The sequence below is a fragment of the Acidibrevibacterium fodinaquatile genome (assembly GCF_003352165.1).
Lineage (GTDB): Bacteria > Pseudomonadota > Alphaproteobacteria > Acetobacterales > Acetobacteraceae > Acidibrevibacterium > Acidibrevibacterium fodinaquatile.
The window spans coordinates 3,285,087-3,301,302 of the sequence record NZ_CP029176.1; the positions used below are offsets into that span (position 1 = coordinate 3,285,087).

Genomic DNA, 16,216 nt, shown 5'->3' on the forward strand with positions numbered 1-16,216 from the left:
TTGCCGCCACTCAGGCAGCTTGCCGGGCCAAGTCGCGCGGCACGAGGCGTCGCGCTTCCGATTGGATGATGGCTGCGAGATCGGCCGCGCCGGGACAGGGCGGAATGATCGCGATCGCTTCCTCGGTCAAGCTTCGCAGCCGCGCGACAGCGCCGGCAAGGCCGAGCTCGGCTGCCGCATTCGGCCGATGATGTGCCGCGTCCTGCCCGACGGGTTTGCCGAGCTCCATTTCATTGCCAACGAGGTCGCGAATGTCGTCGGCGATCTGATACGCCTCGCCAATGGCAAGGCCGAGACCGCGCCAGCTCTCGCCATCCCGCCCGACCGATGCCGCGCCCGCCATGGTCGCCGCGGCGAACAGGGCACCAGTCTTGGCGCGCTGATAGCAAGCGAGATCGACGCGCGGCTCGCACTCCCAGGCTTGGCCGGCGGCAATGCCAGCCGGCACACCAACCGCTTGCGCGATGATGAGCAGCAAAGGCGGCAGGCGCGCGGGTGACGGCGCCCCTTTGCGCGCCAAGATCTCGAAGGCCAGCACGATCATCGCATCCCCGGCGAGCAAGGCGATCGGCTCACCGAACGCGCGATGAACCGATTTGCGCCCCCGCCGCAGCGCCGCATCGTCGAAGCACGGGAGATCATCATGAACCAGAGAAGCGCAATGGAGCAGTTCAATCGCCGCCGCGGCAGCATCCGTCAGCGTCGGATCGGAATCACCACACGCCGCGGCAACGGCGAGGCAAAGACGCGGACGAACACGGGCGCCGCGCGGAAAAACCGCATGTCTCATGGCGGCGGCAAGCCGGGGTGGCGTTTCTGGCGCGGTGCAGAGATTGATCGCGTCGGTGAGACTGCGTTCGATCCGGGTGACGGCGTCCATGGTCTGCCTCCTCCGCAAGTGTCATTCTGTATTGACATTTTAAGTGTCGTTCTTTATTGACGCTCATGTCAAGCCCTTTTAGGGTGGAAAATACGTCATGCGCACACCGCACGTGGTCATCATCGGGGCTGGTATGGGTGGCTTGGTGGCCGCGCTCGATCTCGCGGTGCACGGGCTCGCCGTCACGCTCGTCGAGCGCGCGGATGTCATCGGCGGCAAGCTCGCACACGTCGACATCGCCGGCGCCACGATCGATGTCGGGCCAACGGTATTGACGATGCGCGACGTGTTCGAGGCCATCTTCGCACGCGCCGGCACCACGCTCGCCGACCATCTGACCCTGCGGCCGGCGAGCCTTCTTGCCCGCCATGCCTGGAACGCCGAGGCAAGGCTGGATCTTTTCGCCGATCCGCGGGCAAGTGAACAGGCGATCGGCGTCTTCGCCGGCGCCGCCGCGGCACGCGGCTTTCACCGCTTTTGCCGCGATGCACAGGCGATTTTCAAAGCATTAGAGACGCCGTTTTTACGGGCGAGGACTCCGCGCCTCAAAACCCTGCTTGCGGGGGCAGGGATTTCCGGGCTTCTCGCGATGGCGCGGGTTTCGCCGTTCCGCCCGCTTTGGCGCGCGCTTGAGACATATTTTCCCGACCCGCGCCTGCGCCAGCTCTTTGCGCGCTATGCGACTTATTGCGGTGCGGCGCCAACGCTTGCCCCGGCGACGCTAATGCTGATCGCCCATGTCGAGCAAAGCGGCGTCTGGCTTGTTGAAGGCGGGATGTATCGCCTGGCCGAAGCCTTGCGAACGCTCGCCCTAACCCACGGCGCGCGGTTGCGCACAAGGAGCGAGGTTGCGGAAATTCTCGCCGTCGGCGGGCGCGCCTGTGGCGTACGCCTTGCCTCTGGCGAAGAGATCGCCGCCGATGCGGTGATCGCCAATGGCGATGTCGCGGCGCTCGCCGGCGGGCTTTTCGGTGACGCCGGCCGGCGCGCGGTCTCTGCGATCGCCGGCGGCTCGCGTTCACTCTCGGCGATGACGTGGGCGATGCGTGCCGATGTCGAGGGATTTCCGCTCGCCCATCATTCAGTTTTTTTCTCGCCCGATTATGAGGCCGAGTTCAGCGATATCGTCACGCACGGCCGGCTGCCGGGCCGCCCCTCGGTTTATCTCTGCGCTCAGGATCGTGATGATCGGGGCGCGTGGCGTGCCAGCACTACGCAAGCGCCGGCTGGCGGGGAGCGGCTTTTCTGCATCGTCAATGCCCCTGCCTGTGGCGACCAGCGCCCCCTCACTGACGCGGAGATCACGCGATGCGAAGCCGTAACATTGGCAACCCTCGCGCGCTGTGGCCTCTCCCTCCGCAGCGACCCGGCGAAGAGGCTGATCAGCACGCCAGCCGACTTCGCGGCACGATTTCCAGCGACCGGGGGGGCGCTCTATGGCCGGGCGATCCATGGCTGGCAGGAATCGTTCCGCCGGCCGGGGGCGCGGACGAGCCTGCCGGGCCTTTATCTCGCCGGGGGCAGCGTGCATCCGGGGGCGGGGCTGCCGATGGCGGCGCTCTCAGGCGGGCATGCCGCTATGAGCCTGCTTGCGGATCTCGCTTCGACGTCGCGGTTGCACCCGGTGGGTATGTTTGGTGGTATCTCGACGCCATCAGCGACGACGCTCGTTACGGCCTCACGCTGATCGCGTTTCTCGGTAGCGTCTTCTCCCCGTTTTACGCGCGCGCGCGCCGCCGCGGCCGCGCCAATCCTTTCGCCCATGCCGCGTTCAATATCGCGCTTTATGGCGGCGCCACCGAGCGCTGGGCGTTCACCGAGTATGGCGAGCGGCATCTCGGTCGCGGCACCGATTGGTTGACCCTTGCCGACAACAGCCTCGCCTGGCGTGGCGATCATCTCGCGATCGAAATCGCGGAATGGAGTGCCCCCTGGCGGCGCCACCTTCGCGGCCATGTCCGCGTTTATCCGACCGCGCGCGCAGAGCGTCTGGTCGCGCTCGACGACGAAGCGCGACATGTCTGGTCACCGATCGCGCCCATCGCCGATATCGAAGTCGTGATGACGAAGCCAGCGCTTTCCTGGTCGGGCCGTGCCTATCTCGACAGTAATGCCGGAGACACGCCGCTCGAGGCAGCGTTTTCCCACTGGCATTGGAGCCGCGCTCATCTCGCGCATCATGCGGCGATTTTTTACGACGTCGTCCCGCGCGTCGGCATGCCGCGAACAATCGCCCTCCAGGCCGACGATAAAGGTGGCTTAGAGGAAATCCCCGCGCCGCCAGCAACGCCGCTTGCGCGCACCGGTTGGCGAATTGCACGTGCCGCCCGCGCCGATCCGGGCACCCTCCGTATCCTCAAAACCCTTGAGGATACGCCCTTTTATGCCCGCAGCATGCTCGCCGGCGAACTCGGCGGCACCTCGGTGCGGGTGATGCACGAAAGCCTATTTCTCGATCGCTTTCGCGCCCCTTGGGTGCAATTCATGCTCCCTTTTCGCATGCGCCGCATCGGCTGATCGCTCTATTCACGCTCTATTCAATAGAAGTCTAGGCATTTTCCGATATCCTCCTGACCACAACGACGAGTCGGCGCTCGCGGCGGGCATGGCTGCGCCAATATGGCCGGCGCGGATCAGGGGCTGCGCCAGCGGCTGGAATTTCCGCCCCGGGGAAGTTCAAGGGAGTGTTCGCGCCAGATCAGCACCACCGCCGAGACTTTTCTTCCCACCCGCCATGATCAATCGGCATTGGCCATGGCGGGGCCGGCCGGGCCATATCGGCGACGATATTCTGGAGAACACGCATGCGCATCGTTGACATCCGCGAACGAACCCTTCCCATCGCCTCGCCCATCGCCAACGCCTATATCGATTTCAGCAAGATGACGCTGAGTCTGGTCGCCGTCATCACCGATGTGATCCGCGATGGCAAGCCGGTGGTTGGCTATGGGTTCAATTCCAACGGCCGCTATAGCCAGGGCGCCCTGATGCGCGAGCGCTTCATCCCGCGGCTGATGGAAGCTGAGAGCGGTGCGCTTTTGAACGACGCTGGCGACAATCTCGATCCGCACCGGATCTGGGCGACGATGTTCAAGAACGAGAAGCCCGGTGGCCATGGCGAACGCTCGGTCGCGATCGGCACGATCGACATGGCGGTGTGGGACGCGACCGCGAAAATCGCCGAAAAGCCGCTCTTTGCGTTGCTCGCCGAGACAAACGGCCGGATCGCCGACCCGAAGGTCTTCGTCTACGCCGCGGGCGGCTATTATTACCCTGGCAAGGATAACCGCATGCTGGTGGATGAGATGCGATCCTATCTCGACCGCGGTTATACGGTGGTAAAAATGAAGATCGGCGGCGTGCCGCTCGCCGAAGATCTCGCCCGCATTGAGGCGGTGCTCGCAATCCTCCCTGCCGGTTGCAAGCTCGCGGTCGACGCCAATGGCCGCTTCGATACCAAGACGGCGATCGCCTATGCCCGGGCGCTCTCGGCCTATGACCTTTTCTGGTACGAGGAGCCGGGCGATCCGCTCGATTACGCCTTGCAGGCCGAACTCGCGCAGCATTACCCGAAGCCGATGGCGACCGGGGAAAACCTTTTCTCCACCGCGGATGCGCAAAACCTCATCCGCTATGGCGGGATGCGCAAGGAGATCGACTGGCTTCAGTTTGATTGCGCCTTGAGCTACGGCCTGGTGGAATATCTCCGCACGCTCGCGATGCTGGCGCGCCATGGCTGGTCGCCCTCGCGCTGCATCCCGCATGGCGGCCATCAGATGTCGCTCGCGATCGCAGCGGGGCTCGGACTCGGTGGCAATGAGTCTTACCCCGATCTGTTCCAGCCCTTCGGCGGCTTCCCCGACGGTGTCCGCGTCGAGGGTGGCCATGTCACCCTACCGCCGTTGCCGGGTATCGGCTTTGAGGGGAAAAGCGATCTCTACGCGATCATGGCGTCTCTCAGCACCTAAGCGTCGCGCGTCGGCGCGCGGGAATGCCTGGCGCGGTCTCGGGATTTTGTGGCCTTATTTGAATTGCGGCCCCATCACCGCGCCTTTTGAGAGCGAGGTGATATAAGTTTCGAGCGCCACCATATCGGCGCTGCCCGGGGCCGGCGGCGTACCCTTGAGGGCGTTGTGGATGCAGCCGCCGATCTGTTGCGAAAGCGTGATTACCGCCTGCGCACGCGGGGAGTAGCGCGGGAACCCTGCCGCCGCGCCGACTAGGCTCGGGATCGCTTTGCCGTTCGGAAGCTTGCCAGGATCGCGCCCGCCATTGAGATGGCATGTCTCGCAAGTGCCGGCGCCGCCGAAACTCTCATGCGCGAAGAGATCCGCACCTTTCTGAACCGCTTGCTGGAGCGCCGCCTGCGCCGCCGGGGCATCGGCCGCGCGCGCGGCAATCGGGATGGCGAGCACAGCCACCATGAGGGCAATGTTCAATCCCGGGCCTTTTCCTCGCGTCATGATTCCTCTCCTTATTATGATCTTCTCGGGGCGGTTCACTCTCCGGCTCGCGCCCGGGAAGATCGGTCCCGAGGATAGGCGCTGAGCACCGCTGCGGCAACCGCCGCGTGCGATTAGATTTCAGGAGAGCAATGATGAGCAGTTTTCTTGCGCGCCGTCTCGAGGTCCTGCGTGACACCCTATTTGGGGCTGCGATGACAACCCTATCTACAGCCTGCCCCTGCTCGATCGCCATGGCGGAGAGGGCGATTGGTGATTGGCCCCGGTATTCTCGCGCTGGTCTTTACCATCGCAACGATGGCGAGCTTCATCCCACCCTTGGCCCCAGTCAAACAGCGTGTTTTCCTAAGCAATTGGACACCTCGAAGAACCGCGTGGGTTGTCGTCGTTTTGGCGGCGACATGGGATGGCTTGCCGGGGTTGGGGCGTTGATGGGGGTGAGTTGGGCGGTGTCTGGTGCTGAATTCTGGACTGGCGGAGCGAATATCTGCCTCCGACCAGCGCGATTTCGGTCAGGCGGGCGCAGTTCGCCTGTCGAGCCAGGCCAGGCGCTGCATGAACCGCGCCGGGAATCCCGGCGCGGCATCGGCCGGCCCCGCGGTTTCTTGCGATGAATGCATGAGCGCATGCCGTTGTCCGCAAGCCATGCCTCGTTCTGCTTCGACCGGTATGCGGTATCGGCCCACACACCGGCGGCATCGATCCGTCCGGCTTCGTCTTCGCCTTGGTGAACTTCACCGTCCAACGCGCCTCACGATCCTTCTGCGGCAGCCTGGCCGGCGTGTCCTGCCAGCCCGCGGGGATCTCGCCGGCCTTGATCACCCTCTTCTCTTCCTCGGTGTTGCGCTGCCGCGGCGCCGCCACCAGGCTCGCGTCGATGATCTGACCCGCCATGGCGAGATAGCCGCTTTCCTTCAGCCGCGCGTCAAATACCGCGAACAGTTTTGCGATCGCTCCGGTCTGGGTGAGAAGCTCGCAAAACAGCCAGATCGTCTTCGCGTCCGGCGCCTTGTCCGACAGCCCCATGTCGAGGAAGCGCATGAACGACAGCCGGTCGCCGATCTGGAACTCCGCTTGGTCGTCGGAGAGGTTGTAGAGCGCCTGCAGCACCAGGACCTTGAACATCAGCACGCAATCGTAAGGCGGACGCCCGCCGCGGGCCCGGTCGCTGCGGTTCAGCGCCTTCTCCAGCCGGTAGCGGAACGTCTCGAAAGGCACGATCTCCTTCAGCCGAACCACAGTGGATCGCCCGCTTTCGACAACGCCGCATACCGATCGTCGAGATCAAAGAACCCAGGCTGCGACACCATCTCACCCTCCACCGCTTCACCCGCCACAGCGAATCACCAAATCGCGCCAGGCACTAGGGGTTCTTCGAGATGTCCAACTTGCTCGATCATATCGTCAAAGATCAAGAGCCATGCGACCAGAAAACACTATCGCATTATCTCACCAAAATCGCACGCCTCGGCGGCTATCTCGCCCGCGCGAGTGATCCCCCACCCGGCAATACCGTTATATGGCGCGGAATGATGCGCCTCACCGATATCACCCTCGGAGCAGGCAGCGTCGCAAATATTTGTGGGTAATCGAAAGTCACGCCGGAGGGATACAAAGCGCCAGAAGTCCCTCCAGCAGCTTGGTTGGCGATGGAGGGCATCCGGCAATGCGAAGGTTGACGGGAAGCACCCCTCCGACGCCGCGCTCGCACGCATAGCTATCGGCGTAAAGACCGCCGCAAGCTGCGCAATCGCCAACAGCGACGACCCATTTCGGCGCTGGCATAGCGTCGTAGGTTCGTAGAAGCGCCTCGCGCATGTTCTTCGTCACCGGGCCGGTCACGAGCAGCACATCGGCATGGCGAGGCGAGGCGACGAAGCGCAATCCGAAGCGTTCGAGATCGTAATAAGGATTGCTCAAGGCGTTGAGCTCAAGTTCGCAGGCGTTGCACGAACCCGCATCCACAAGCCGCAGAGACAGGCTGCGGCCAAGCTGGCGGCGAGCCTTGACAGCCAGTTCGGCAGCCATGCGAGCGATTTCCGGATCACCCGAGATAGCCAACTTTTCAGTAAAGGGGCGTCGGGTGAGACTCTCGAATAGTGTCTTACGCATTGGCCACCCTCAGAGATCATGCCCGGAATAGGAGCAGTTGAAGGATTTATTGCAGATTGGAAAATCCGCGACGATGTTGTTTTCAATCGCAGCCTCCAGCAGTGGCCACTGGAACCAGGACGGATCGCGCAGATGGCAGCGTTCGATGCGACCGGTAGCGCCGATTCGAATCCAAGCAAGAATGTCGCCACGAAAGCCTTCGACGATCGCCATGCCCTCGCTTGCCGCGTTCGCGGGGCTGCTGCCATTCTCCGTCCTAATCGGGCCATCGGGTAACTTGGCGACGATTTGCTCGATCAGCCGAATGGACTGCTCCACTTCGCGGACGCGAATCCAAAGTCGAGCGTTCACATCGCCTTCCTGAAGCACAGGGATGTCGAATTCCAGCTCGTCGTAAGGAGCGTAGCCCGGCCAACGTCGCGCGTCGCATTTGCGGCCCGAGGCGCGACCGACAAATCCGCCGGCCGCGAACTGCCCGGCAAATGCCCGCCGTAGGACGCCCGTTCCAACGGTACGGTCTTGCATTGATGCGGTTGAATCATAAAGCTCGACGAGCCGCTGAAAACGACGACGGATGTCTGCCGTCAAAGCGGCAATACGTGCCGCGCCAGCGGGGTCGATATCGCCGACGACACCGCCCGGTACGATGCAATCCATCATCAGCCTGTGCCCAAAGCATGCGCCTGCTTCCCGGAGCACTTGTTCCCTCAGCGCCGAACAATGAGCGAGCATGATGGCGAACCCGCCATCGTTGCAGATCGCGCCAACATCGCCGAGATGATTTGCAAGACGCTCCAGTTCCGCCATCAGGGCTCTAAGCCAGGCGGCGCGTGTGGGCGGTATCCAACCAAGCGCCGCTTCCACCGCACGCGCAAATGCCAGGCCGTAAGCGACGGTTGAATCGCCGGAGCAGCGGCACGCCAATCGCGCCGCCCGCTCCAGGTCGGCGCCTTGCAGGAGACTCTCGATGCCCTTGTGGGTGTAGCCGAGGCGTTCCTCGAGACGCACCACGGTCTCGCCATCGGCGCTGATGCGAAAATGTCCCGGCTCGATGATGCCGGCATGAACCGGCCCGACCGGCAACTCGTGAATGTTCTCTCCTTCGACGGGAAGGAATCCGTACTCCTCGGCTGGTCGGGCGTCGTTTCGCTGCGCGGCAAGCGGGGCCTGCACGCCCCATTTCCCGTGATCGAGCCAGGGTCGCGTATCCGGCAGCCCGACTGGAACAAGTGCGAACAGATCGGCGACAGCACGCTCCAACCGAATCGCCGGCGGATGTACGCGCCCCACCGAGGGATAGCGGCCATCGGGGCACGAGGTGCTCAACACCAGGATGCGGTTCGGGTCATTGGCGTCCGCGATGGCCATATGAACGATCTGTGGTTCGCCCCAGAGAGCGAGCAGGGTCAAGGTTTCGCGACTCAAGCGATCTGCCGCTTCCGCCCAAATATCGGCCTGCACCTCTATTCTGGGCCACGGGCCGTGCTCGGCAACGATGCGCCCATTCAAACGGTCGAACGGATCAGGCAGCAATTGATCGGACATCGTCATTTGAGCAAACCCGCGACGTTTTGAAACCAGGCGACCATGGCTCCGGGCATGTAAAGCCCGGCGATCAGCACAAGGCTCAAATGCGCGAAGATCGGCACGTAAGAAGCGCGCACCGGCGTCATCGACCCGGTGGGTTGGCCGAAGGCGATGGAGCTCATACGCAGCAGGAGCGCGCCGAATGCCACCAGCAAGCCAAAGGCTGCGAGCGCAGCAAGTGCGGGTTCCTGCGCGAAGGCCGAGGTGACAACCAGAAACTCACTCATGAATACGCCGAAGGGCGGCAGCCCCGCGATCGCGACGACCCCGGCGATGAGCGTCCAGCCGAGAAGCGGGTGGCTGGTCGTCAGCCCACGAATATCGGCGATCTTCTGTGTGCCCTTGACCTGGGCGACGTGACCAACCGAGAAGAAGATAGCTGATTTCGTCAGGCTGTGCATGGTCATCTGCAACAGGCCAGCGAAATTGCCGAGGGGGCCGCCCATCCCGAAGGCGAAGACGATAATCCCCATGTGCTCGATCGACGAATAGGCGAACATGCGTTTGATGTCGCGGCGCCGATAGAGCATAAAGGCGGCGAAGATCAACGAGCCGAGACCGAGCGTTATCATCAGCGGCCCGACGGCGATCGTTCCGGGATTTGCCGCAACGATCATCTTGAATCGCAACACCGCATAAAGCGCCACATTCAGCAGCAATCCCGAAAGCACGGCGGAGACCGGCGTCGGCCCTTCCGCATGGGCGTCCGGTAGCCAGGCGTGCATCGGCGCCAGGCCGACCTTGGTGCCATAGCCAAGCAGGAGAAACACGAACGCTATATTCAGCAGCGAAGGGTCAAGCGTGGCGGCGTGGCGCAGTAGGTTGGTCCACGCCATCGCGCCCACGCCCTCGCCGATGGTCGACACTGCTGCGAGATAAACGAGGATCGTTCCAAACAGCGCCAGCGCGATCCCGACGCTGCCCAGAATGAAATACTTCCAGGCGGCTTCCAGCGCCTCGTGCGTGCGGTAGATGCCGACCATCATGATGGTCGAGAGCGTCGCCAGTTCGATCGCAACCCACATCAGGCCGATATTGTTGGCCGTCAGCGCCAGGTCCATGCCGAACATCATCAGTTGGAACATCACGTGGTAGAAGCGCAGATAGCCGGGCGTGAGACGTCCAGTCTCCAGTTCATGCCCGATGTAGCTGGCGCTGAATGTGCTCGTTGTGAAACCCACGAAGGCATTCAAGGCGATGAACACCACGTTGAGGTCGTCGGCGAGCAGCAGATCGTCGACGGGCGGCCGGCTGCCGAAGAGCAGCATCGCGAAAAGCAGTACGACGAAGCTGGCAAGTATATTCAACCGCGCCGACCAGCGATAATCCCCGACAAAGGCAAGCGCCGCGGCCGCGACCAGCGATGTTAGGAGCAGAGCGATGATGGGGTTGAACGCCAGCATGCTCATCGCTGCTCTCCGCGGAAACGATCCAGTGCCTGAAGATCGACGGTGTCGAAGCGCTCGCGGATACGGAACAGAAAGATTCCGATGACGATGAAGGCGATCAAGATTGAGAAGGCGACGCTGATTTCCACCACCAAAGGCATGCCGCGCGCGCCGGTACCCGCGAGGATCAACCCGTTTTCGATCGACATGAAGCCGATGACCTGACTGACAGCGTTCCGGCGTGTCACCATCATCAGAAGCCCGAGGAGCACGACTGAGAGCGCAAGGGCCACATCTTCCCGGACCAGCGCGCTGGCGCCGGCCGTCACGCGCAGCATCAAATCCATGGAAAGAGCGACAAGACCGATGCCGAGCAGCATCGTCATACCGGTCCCGACGGCGACCTCGAGCTCCCGATGCAACTCCATACGCACCACCATGCGGCGGAGCGCCATCGGGATGATGATGCTCTTGAAGCCGAGCGCGATCGTCGCCGTCACATAGAGATCGGGCTTGTCCTGGATGTGCGCTTGCCATGCAACCGACAGCGCTAGGAGAAGGGAATGTAGGGACAGGACGTTGATCAACGGCAGTAGCCGGTCCTGATAAAGCATCATGAAACTGACGAGGACGAGACCGCCGGCGAACATATGGGCGATGTCAAAGGCCAATGGCGACATCACATGCCCCCCGATACGAAGAGCAGCAATGTGCCCAGCAGGCCAAGCATCAACGCGATCCCGAGCAGATTGGGCACGCGGAACACACGCATCTTTGCGATGACGGTTTCAAGCGTCGCTAACAGCAGACCCGCGATGGTGACCTTCAGGAGGTAGGCTGCGAGGGAAATCGCATGCGCCGGTAGTCCCGCTCCGTCGGTGATCAGTCCGAACGGAAAGAAGATGCAAGCGATGACCGAGACATAGAGAAGCAGTTTCAGTGACGCCGCCAGTTCAATCATCGCGAGATGGCGACCGGAATATTCGAGCACCATCGCTTCATGCACCATTGTCACTTCGAGATGCGTGGACGGATTGTCGACCGGGATGCGGGCGTTCTCTGCCAGCGCGACGATGATGAGCGCGACAAGCGCCATCGCGAGCGAAACGCGCAAGCCCGCCATGTCTACCATGAAGGCCGCGATGGTGGACAATTGCGTTGATCCCGCGACGAGAGCGACCGTGAATACGACCATGATCATCGCCGGCTCCGCGAGAGCGGCGATCATTACCTCACGACTGGCGCCGATGCCACCGAAGCTGGTTCCGGTATCGAGTGCCGCGACGGCTTGGACAAAGCGTGCCGCGCCGAGGAGCGCAACGATGGCGATCAGGTCGCCGGCCCAACTGAACGGAAGGTTAGTTTGAAAGGTTGGGACAAGCGCCGCCGCGACCCAGGTGGCGGCAAAGATCAGATAGGGGGCGACGCGGAAGAGCCATGAGCTATTGTCGGCGAGAACGACATCTTTGCTGAACAGACGCCGTAGGTCGCGATAAGGCTGCACGATCGGCGGCCCGATCCGGCGTTGCAGCCGCGCCTTCATCTTCCGCGTCACGCCGGTCAATGCCGGAGCAAGCGCCAGGACGATTATCATCTGCCCGAATTGGGCTGCGAGCGCGGACGTCATCCCCATAGCGCTAGAACCACCAGAAGGACGACGAGCGCGGTGAAGACGAAGCTGAGAAAACGGCGGATCGTAAAGAACTGGATATGATTCAACAACGTCGCTGCTGCGCCGACCGCGCTGGCGATCGGCGCATACATGAAATCCCAAACCGGATCACGCAAAAACCTTCGCAGAGTTGCCGGCCGCGGATCGCCGGGTGCCGGCATCTCGACTTGCTCGCGCGCAGCGAACGCCACCGTGGCGAACACCCGCCGTATCGGCTGCGCCAAGCTGGTGGCGGAGTATTGCGCGACGACGCCAAGCCCCGGATAGCCGCAATCCCAGAACGGCGCCTTGCGCACGGTCCGGGAGGCGAAACGATGGACCATGGCGGCGGCAAGGCAAGCGGCGGCCACCACGAAGCCGAACAGAAGCAGACCGTTATACGAGCTGCGGCTCGCCGATACGGGCACAATGGACAGCCAAGGAATATCCGCCTGCGGCGGCATATGCCCGGCCACAAACGCGGCCGGAACCGGCTGCAACCAGTCGATGATAATTCCGGGAAACAGGCCGGCCAACAAGCAAAGAGCAGCACAGATAAGCATCGCCGCGAGTGACCAGCGGTCGGCTTCGTGCGCCTCTGCGGCCGCGGTTGTCCGCGGGCGGCCGAGATAGGTGCCTCCGAAGGCGCGCACGAAACAAGCGGCCGCGAGTGCCGCGGCGAGAGCGAGCAGAACGCCGACCGCGGGCACCAGCAGCTTCAGCCCCATCTGTGGCAATTGGGGGCTGACGAGGATGCTCTGAAAGATCAGCCATTCGGACGCAAAGCCGTTGAATGGCGGCAACGCCGAAATGGCCATGCTGGCTGCGAGGAACGCTGCGGAGGAGACCGGCATGCGGGGGATCAAGCCGCCCAGCCGCTCCATGTCCTGCTCACCGGTCGCCACGATCACCGTGCCGGCGCCGAAAAATAGGGCGCTCTTGAACAGCATGTGATTGAGGGCATGGAACAACGCGGCGGTCAACGCCAGCGCGGCGGCGCCGGCCAAACCATTGGCCTTGAAGGCCAAGGCCAGACCGATCGCGATGAAGATGATGCCGACATTTTCGATGGTGCTGTAGGCGAGCACGCGCTTCAGATCCGTTTCCATCAACGCGTACAGCACGCCGATCGCCGCCGTTGCGCCGCCGAGCAGGAGCGCCGGCAAGCTCCACCACCAGCTTGGATCGCCCATCAGATCGAAGGCGATGCGGATGAACGCATAGATGGCAACCTTCGTCATCACGCCGCTCATCAGCGCTGAAACATGACTTGGTGCCGCCGGGTGCGCGAGTGGCAGCCAGACGTGCAATGGTGCCAAGCCCGCCTTGGAGCCGGCGCCGCCAACGGCCAGGACAAGCACAAGCCCGGCCAAGCCGGGCGAGAGGTGGTGCTCACGGATGGCGGCGAAAGCATAATCGCCATGCGTACCGGCGAGCAGGCCAAAGGCGAACAGCAGCGCGAACGTGCCGAAGCCTGCCATGATCAGGTAGACGAATCCCGCATAGGCCGTCTTTGCCGCGCGATGGCGCGCCATCACCAGCGCCCACGATGCCAGTGACATGAGTTCCCAGCTGAACAAGAAGCTGTAGGCATCGTAGGCGACGACCACGAGATTCATCGCCGCGAGAAAGGCGGGATAGAACGGCAGCACGCGGGCGGGCTCCGCTTCGTGTCGCCCATACCCCAGCGCATAGAGGGACGCGCTCGCCGCACCGAAATTGATGATGGCAAGAAAGGCGCATGAGAGCGGATCGAGCCTGAAATGCGCGCCGAGCCAAGGGATGCCGAGAGGCAGAACCACCTCCGAGGAGGTTTGGCCGATAGACAGCAGGGAGACTGCGCACAACGTAAGCGAAATGGCTAGGCAGGCACCATAGACGACTGGCGTGGCGGCGCGGTGACGGGCCAGGAAAAGCGACAGCGCTGATACAACGAACAGCCCGGTGATACACGCCAACACAGTAGGCATCAGCAACCTCTTGACCGGCCCGCGTGTAGGCTCTTGTCCATGTCCTCTGCCTCAACCTTTCAGCCGGACGCCACGGCCTCCGCCCGAACTTGTGGCGCCCTCGCCAATGAGTTCGATGCCCGCCGCTTCAAGGCCAGCAATCAGCTTCATGAGGGAATCGACGTTGCCGCGGATAACGCCGTCGCTGGCTTCCATTCTTTGGATCGTCGGAAGCGACAACCCGGTCTGTTCGGCAAGGTCGCGTTGATCCAGCGCAAGGAGCGCACGGGCCGCCCGCATCTGCCCAGCAGTGATCATGCTGCTCTCCCCATCCCCTACACTCAGCGTATCACTATAGACATATAAAACATCACTGTCAAGATATCGAACATTGATTATAGAATATGATACTGGTTTGCAAGCAGGGTTGCCAACGGATTTCACCATGGTCGACGCATATCGGGGTCTGGCAACTCTCTTCACCGAGACGCTCCCGATTTGCCGTCGTTCTTGAGTTATGCGGCAACGTCAGCCGACGCGTCGGGCAACCGGACAGTTCCGCGCGCCGGCCGCTTGCAACGACGACCATGAAGGATCAGATCAACCCGGACTCTCGTTATGACCGAGGGACGACCGGGGGGCAGGTCAATGGCTGATATCCCGAACTACACCGACATCGCGCCGACCATCCAGATCAGCGCCGTGCGGTCGTGAGGCGTCATACGAAACGATTTGCGACGGCGCAGCATCTGACGCACGGATAAAAAGTTTTTGGTTCTTTTTTCAAAAAGAACCGCTTTCTTGCGCTTTGTCCCGGCGCGGCGTTCGCGGCAAAGGGTCGCCGCGCGAGCGCTACCCCGGTAAGCCGCCCATGCGTAGCCCGAGAGCGGCGCCGAGGGCGATGATCGCGAGCACCAGAGCGGCGATGGCGCCATAGCGAAAATCGCCCTCGCCGACGAATACGATCAGCATCAGCAAAACGCGCAGCACCGGCAGCAGAAGAAAAATCGCGATCCCGACGGTGATTAGAGTAACGCCCGCCGCGCGGCCGTCGATCAGCGTTAGCCCAAAGCCGAGGAGAATGATCGCGCTCGCAAGCCACGTGCCGAGTGTCAGCGTCCGCGCGAGCAAGGGCTCGAGGCGGGGATGGCGGCCGGATTTGCCGCCCATCACGCCTGCCCCCGGAAATTGACCCCGAAGGCCGCAAGCAGCATTTGCACCGCGAGGATGAGCAGCACCCCGACGAAAACCAACCGCAGCCTGTCGCCCGAGACCGCGATCAGAAAGCGCGCTCCGAGTGCTGCGCCGATGACCGAGCCGACCGCGATCGGGCCGGCGATCACGGGATCGATATCGCCGCGCGCGAAATAAGCGACGCCGCTTGCCGCCGCGGTGACGCCGATCATGAAATTGGAGGTCGCCGAGGAGACTTTGATGGGAAGGCGCAGAGCGGTATCCATCGCGGGAATCTTGAGAACGCCGCTGCCAATCCCAAGCAGCGCCGAAACCAGCCCGGCGCCGAACATCAGCACGAGGGCCAACGGCAACCGCCCGACGCGATAGGCGATCTCATCGCCACCCGCCTGATCGGGATAGCTCGCGTGAAGATCAAGACGCGAGGCCCAATCGCGCCCGTCGCCATTGGCTGCGGCTGTCGCTTTCTCGCGGCGCCTTGCCATCATCTGTCGCGCCGACAGCAGCAGGATGAACGCGAACAAAAAAAACAGCGCCGGGATCGGAAACACGCCGATCAGCAAGACCCCGGCCAGCGCCCCGGCGGTCGTCGCCGTTTCCAAAACCAGCGCGACGCGCAAATTGGTAAGACCAGCGCGGAGAAAGGCCGCCGCACTCCCGGTCGAACAGGCAATCACCGAGACGATGCTGGCGGCGATGGCGGTATGAATGCCAACCCCAGCGAAGAGTGTGAGCAGGGGCACGATGAAAATGCCGCTCGCCATGCCGAGCGCGCCGCCGAGGGCGCTGGCGCCGGCGGCGAGCGCGAACAGCAATGCGGAGAATGCGAGCGTCATGGCGTGCTCTCGAGGCCCCTCAAACGCCCTTCGCGTGCACGCTTATTTACTGTTTTGTCAACCGATTCGCCGAGGCGCTTGCCTAGGCGGCGGCCAGGCGGCATCCTCCCCTCATGCCCCCTCACCCTTGGCGCCCTCGCCACGGAGATCATTCCC

15 protein-coding genes and 1 pseudogene are annotated in these 16,216 nt (G+C 62.9%); 4 read left to right on the top strand and 12 right to left on the bottom strand.

What is annotated here, in order from left to right; translation table 11 throughout:
* Positions 1-10: 10 nt before the first annotated feature.
* The gene (locus DEF76_RS15645) at positions 11-880 is read right to left on the bottom strand and encodes a polyprenyl synthetase family protein (RefSeq protein ID WP_114913091.1); all 870 of its coding nucleotides are present in this window, start codon (positions 878-880) and stop codon (positions 11-13) included.
* A gap of 97 nt (positions 881-977) precedes the next feature.
* On the opposite strand from DEF76_RS15645, the gene crtD reads away from it, so the two are divergent.
* From crtD to DEF76_RS15660, 3 genes are all read left to right on the top strand, one after another.
* On the top strand, positions 978-2,567 hold the full coding sequence (gene crtD / locus DEF76_RS15650; protein ID WP_114913092.1) for a 1-hydroxycarotenoid 3,4-desaturase CrtD: 1,590 nt from the start codon (positions 978-980) through the stop codon (positions 2,565-2,567).
* A gap of 170 nt (positions 2,568-2,737) precedes the next feature.
* Positions 2,738-3,397: a carotenoid 1,2-hydratase gene (locus DEF76_RS15655; RefSeq protein WP_205216037.1), complete on the top strand. Its 660-nt coding sequence runs from the start codon at positions 2,738-2,740 to the stop codon at positions 3,395-3,397.
* A 287-nt stretch (positions 3,398-3,684) separates the two neighbouring features.
* Positions 3,685-4,848: a mandelate racemase/muconate lactonizing enzyme family protein gene (locus DEF76_RS15660; RefSeq protein WP_114913093.1), complete on the top strand. Its 1,164-nt coding sequence runs from the start codon at positions 3,685-3,687 to the stop codon at positions 4,846-4,848.
* Between the two features lie 54 nt (positions 4,849-4,902).
* On the opposite strand, the gene DEF76_RS15665 is transcribed toward DEF76_RS15660, so the two are convergent.
* Complete coding sequence (locus DEF76_RS15665) at positions 4,903-5,343, bottom strand: c-type cytochrome (protein ID WP_162800695.1); 441 nt, start codon at positions 5,341-5,343, stop codon at positions 4,903-4,905.
* A gap of 565 nt (positions 5,344-5,908) precedes the next feature.
* A pseudogene (locus DEF76_RS15670) lies at positions 5,909-6,653 on the bottom strand (transposase); the annotation flags it as partial.
* Between the two features lie 69 nt (positions 6,654-6,722).
* Between DEF76_RS15670 and DEF76_RS15675 the strand changes: the two are divergent.
* A complete protein-coding gene (locus tag DEF76_RS15675) occupies positions 6,723-6,932 on the top strand; it encodes a hypothetical protein (RefSeq protein ID WP_205216038.1) in 210 nt (69 codons plus the stop codon).
* Between the two features lie 7 nt (positions 6,933-6,939).
* Here DEF76_RS15675 and DEF76_RS15680 read toward each other — a convergent pair whose 3' ends face one another.
* The 9 genes from DEF76_RS15680 to DEF76_RS15720 form a co-directional block, all read right to left on the bottom strand.
* Entirely contained in the window at positions 6,940-7,371 is a 432-nt protein-coding gene (locus DEF76_RS15680; protein ID WP_338025737.1) for an NADH-quinone oxidoreductase subunit NuoB, read from the bottom strand.
* 93 nt (positions 7,372-7,464) lie between these two features.
* A complete protein-coding gene (locus DEF76_RS15685; protein WP_114913097.1) occupies positions 7,465-9,006 on the bottom strand; it encodes a hydrogenase large subunit in 1,542 nt (513 codons plus the stop codon).
* Positions 9,003-10,451, bottom strand: coding sequence for a hydrogenase 4 subunit F (locus DEF76_RS15690; RefSeq protein WP_114913098.1), 1,449 nt, complete (start codon positions 10,449-10,451; stop codon positions 9,003-9,005). Before DEF76_RS15690 ends, DEF76_RS15685 begins: the two co-directional genes overlap by 4 nt.
* On the bottom strand, positions 10,448-11,110 hold the full coding sequence (locus DEF76_RS15695) for a hydrogenase-4 component E (RefSeq protein ID WP_114913099.1): 663 nt from the start codon (positions 11,108-11,110) through the stop codon (positions 10,448-10,450). The genes DEF76_RS15690 and DEF76_RS15695 overlap by 4 nt, the downstream gene beginning before the upstream one ends.
* On the bottom strand, positions 11,110-12,057 hold the full coding sequence (locus DEF76_RS15700) for a respiratory chain complex I subunit 1 family protein (protein ID WP_338025738.1): 948 nt from the start codon (positions 12,055-12,057) through the stop codon (positions 11,110-11,112). Before DEF76_RS15700 ends, DEF76_RS15695 begins: the two co-directional genes overlap by 1 nt.
* Entirely contained in the window at positions 12,054-14,051 is a 1,998-nt protein-coding gene (gene hyfB, locus DEF76_RS15705; RefSeq protein ID WP_114913101.1) for a hydrogenase 4 subunit B, read from the bottom strand. The genes DEF76_RS15700 and hyfB overlap by 4 nt, the downstream gene beginning before the upstream one ends.
* 51 nt (positions 14,052-14,102) lie before the next feature.
* Positions 14,103-14,348 (bottom strand): helix-turn-helix domain-containing protein, encoded by a 246-nt coding sequence (locus tag DEF76_RS15710; protein ID WP_114913102.1) that lies wholly within the window; start codon positions 14,346-14,348, stop codon positions 14,103-14,105.
* Positions 14,349-14,882: 534 nt separating this feature from the next.
* Positions 14,883-15,200 carry a DUF1634 domain-containing protein gene (locus tag DEF76_RS15715; RefSeq protein ID WP_114913103.1) on the bottom strand — a complete coding sequence of 106 codons (318 nt, stop codon included), beginning with the start codon at positions 15,198-15,200 and terminating at the stop codon, positions 14,883-14,885.
* Entirely contained in the window at positions 15,200-16,060 is an 861-nt protein-coding gene (locus DEF76_RS15720) for a sulfite exporter TauE/SafE family protein (protein ID WP_114913104.1), read from the bottom strand. Before DEF76_RS15720 ends, DEF76_RS15715 begins: the two co-directional genes overlap by 1 nt.
* Between the last annotated feature and the right edge of the window lie 156 nt (positions 16,061-16,216).

Bases quoted from the DNA above. Each gene is read 5' to 3' on its own strand.
- DEF76_RS15645 (WP_114913091.1), bottom strand. From the start codon at position 880: ATGGACGCCGTCACCCGGATCGAACGCAGTCTCACCGACGCGATCAAT.
- crtD (WP_114913092.1), top strand. From the start codon at position 978: ATGCGCACACCGCACGTGGTCATCATCGGGGCTGGTATGGGTGGCTTG.
- DEF76_RS15660 (WP_114913093.1), top strand. From the start codon at position 3,685: ATGCGCATCGTTGACATCCGCGAACGAACCCTTCCCATCGCCTCGCCC.
- DEF76_RS15665 (WP_162800695.1), bottom strand. From the start codon at position 5,343: ATGACGCGAGGAAAAGGCCCGGGATTGAACATTGCCCTCATGGTGGCT.
- DEF76_RS15675 (WP_205216038.1), top strand. From the start codon at position 6,723: ATGTCCAACTTGCTCGATCATATCGTCAAAGATCAAGAGCCATGCGAC.
- DEF76_RS15680 (WP_338025737.1), bottom strand. From the start codon at position 7,371: ATGGCTGCCGAACTGGCTGTCAAGGCTCGCCGCCAGCTTGGCCGCAGC.
- DEF76_RS15685 (WP_114913097.1), bottom strand. From the start codon at position 9,006: ATGACGATGTCCGATCAATTGCTGCCTGATCCGTTCGACCGTTTGAAT.
- DEF76_RS15690 (WP_114913098.1), bottom strand. From the start codon at position 10,451: ATGAGCATGCTGGCGTTCAACCCCATCATCGCTCTGCTCCTAACATCG.
- DEF76_RS15695 (WP_114913099.1), bottom strand. From the start codon at position 11,110: ATGTCGCCATTGGCCTTTGACATCGCCCATATGTTCGCCGGCGGTCTC.
- DEF76_RS15700 (WP_338025738.1), bottom strand. From the start codon at position 12,057: ATGACGTCCGCGCTCGCAGCCCAATTCGGGCAGATGATAATCGTCCTG.
- hyfB (WP_114913101.1), bottom strand. From the start codon at position 14,051: ATGCCTACTGTGTTGGCGTGTATCACCGGGCTGTTCGTTGTATCAGCG.
- DEF76_RS15710 (WP_114913102.1), bottom strand. From the start codon at position 14,348: ATGATCACTGCTGGGCAGATGCGGGCGGCCCGTGCGCTCCTTGCGCTG.
- DEF76_RS15715 (WP_114913103.1), bottom strand. From the start codon at position 15,200: ATGGGCGGCAAATCCGGCCGCCATCCCCGCCTCGAGCCCTTGCTCGCG.
- DEF76_RS15720 (WP_114913104.1), bottom strand. From the start codon at position 16,060: ATGACGCTCGCATTCTCCGCATTGCTGTTCGCGCTCGCCGCCGGCGCC.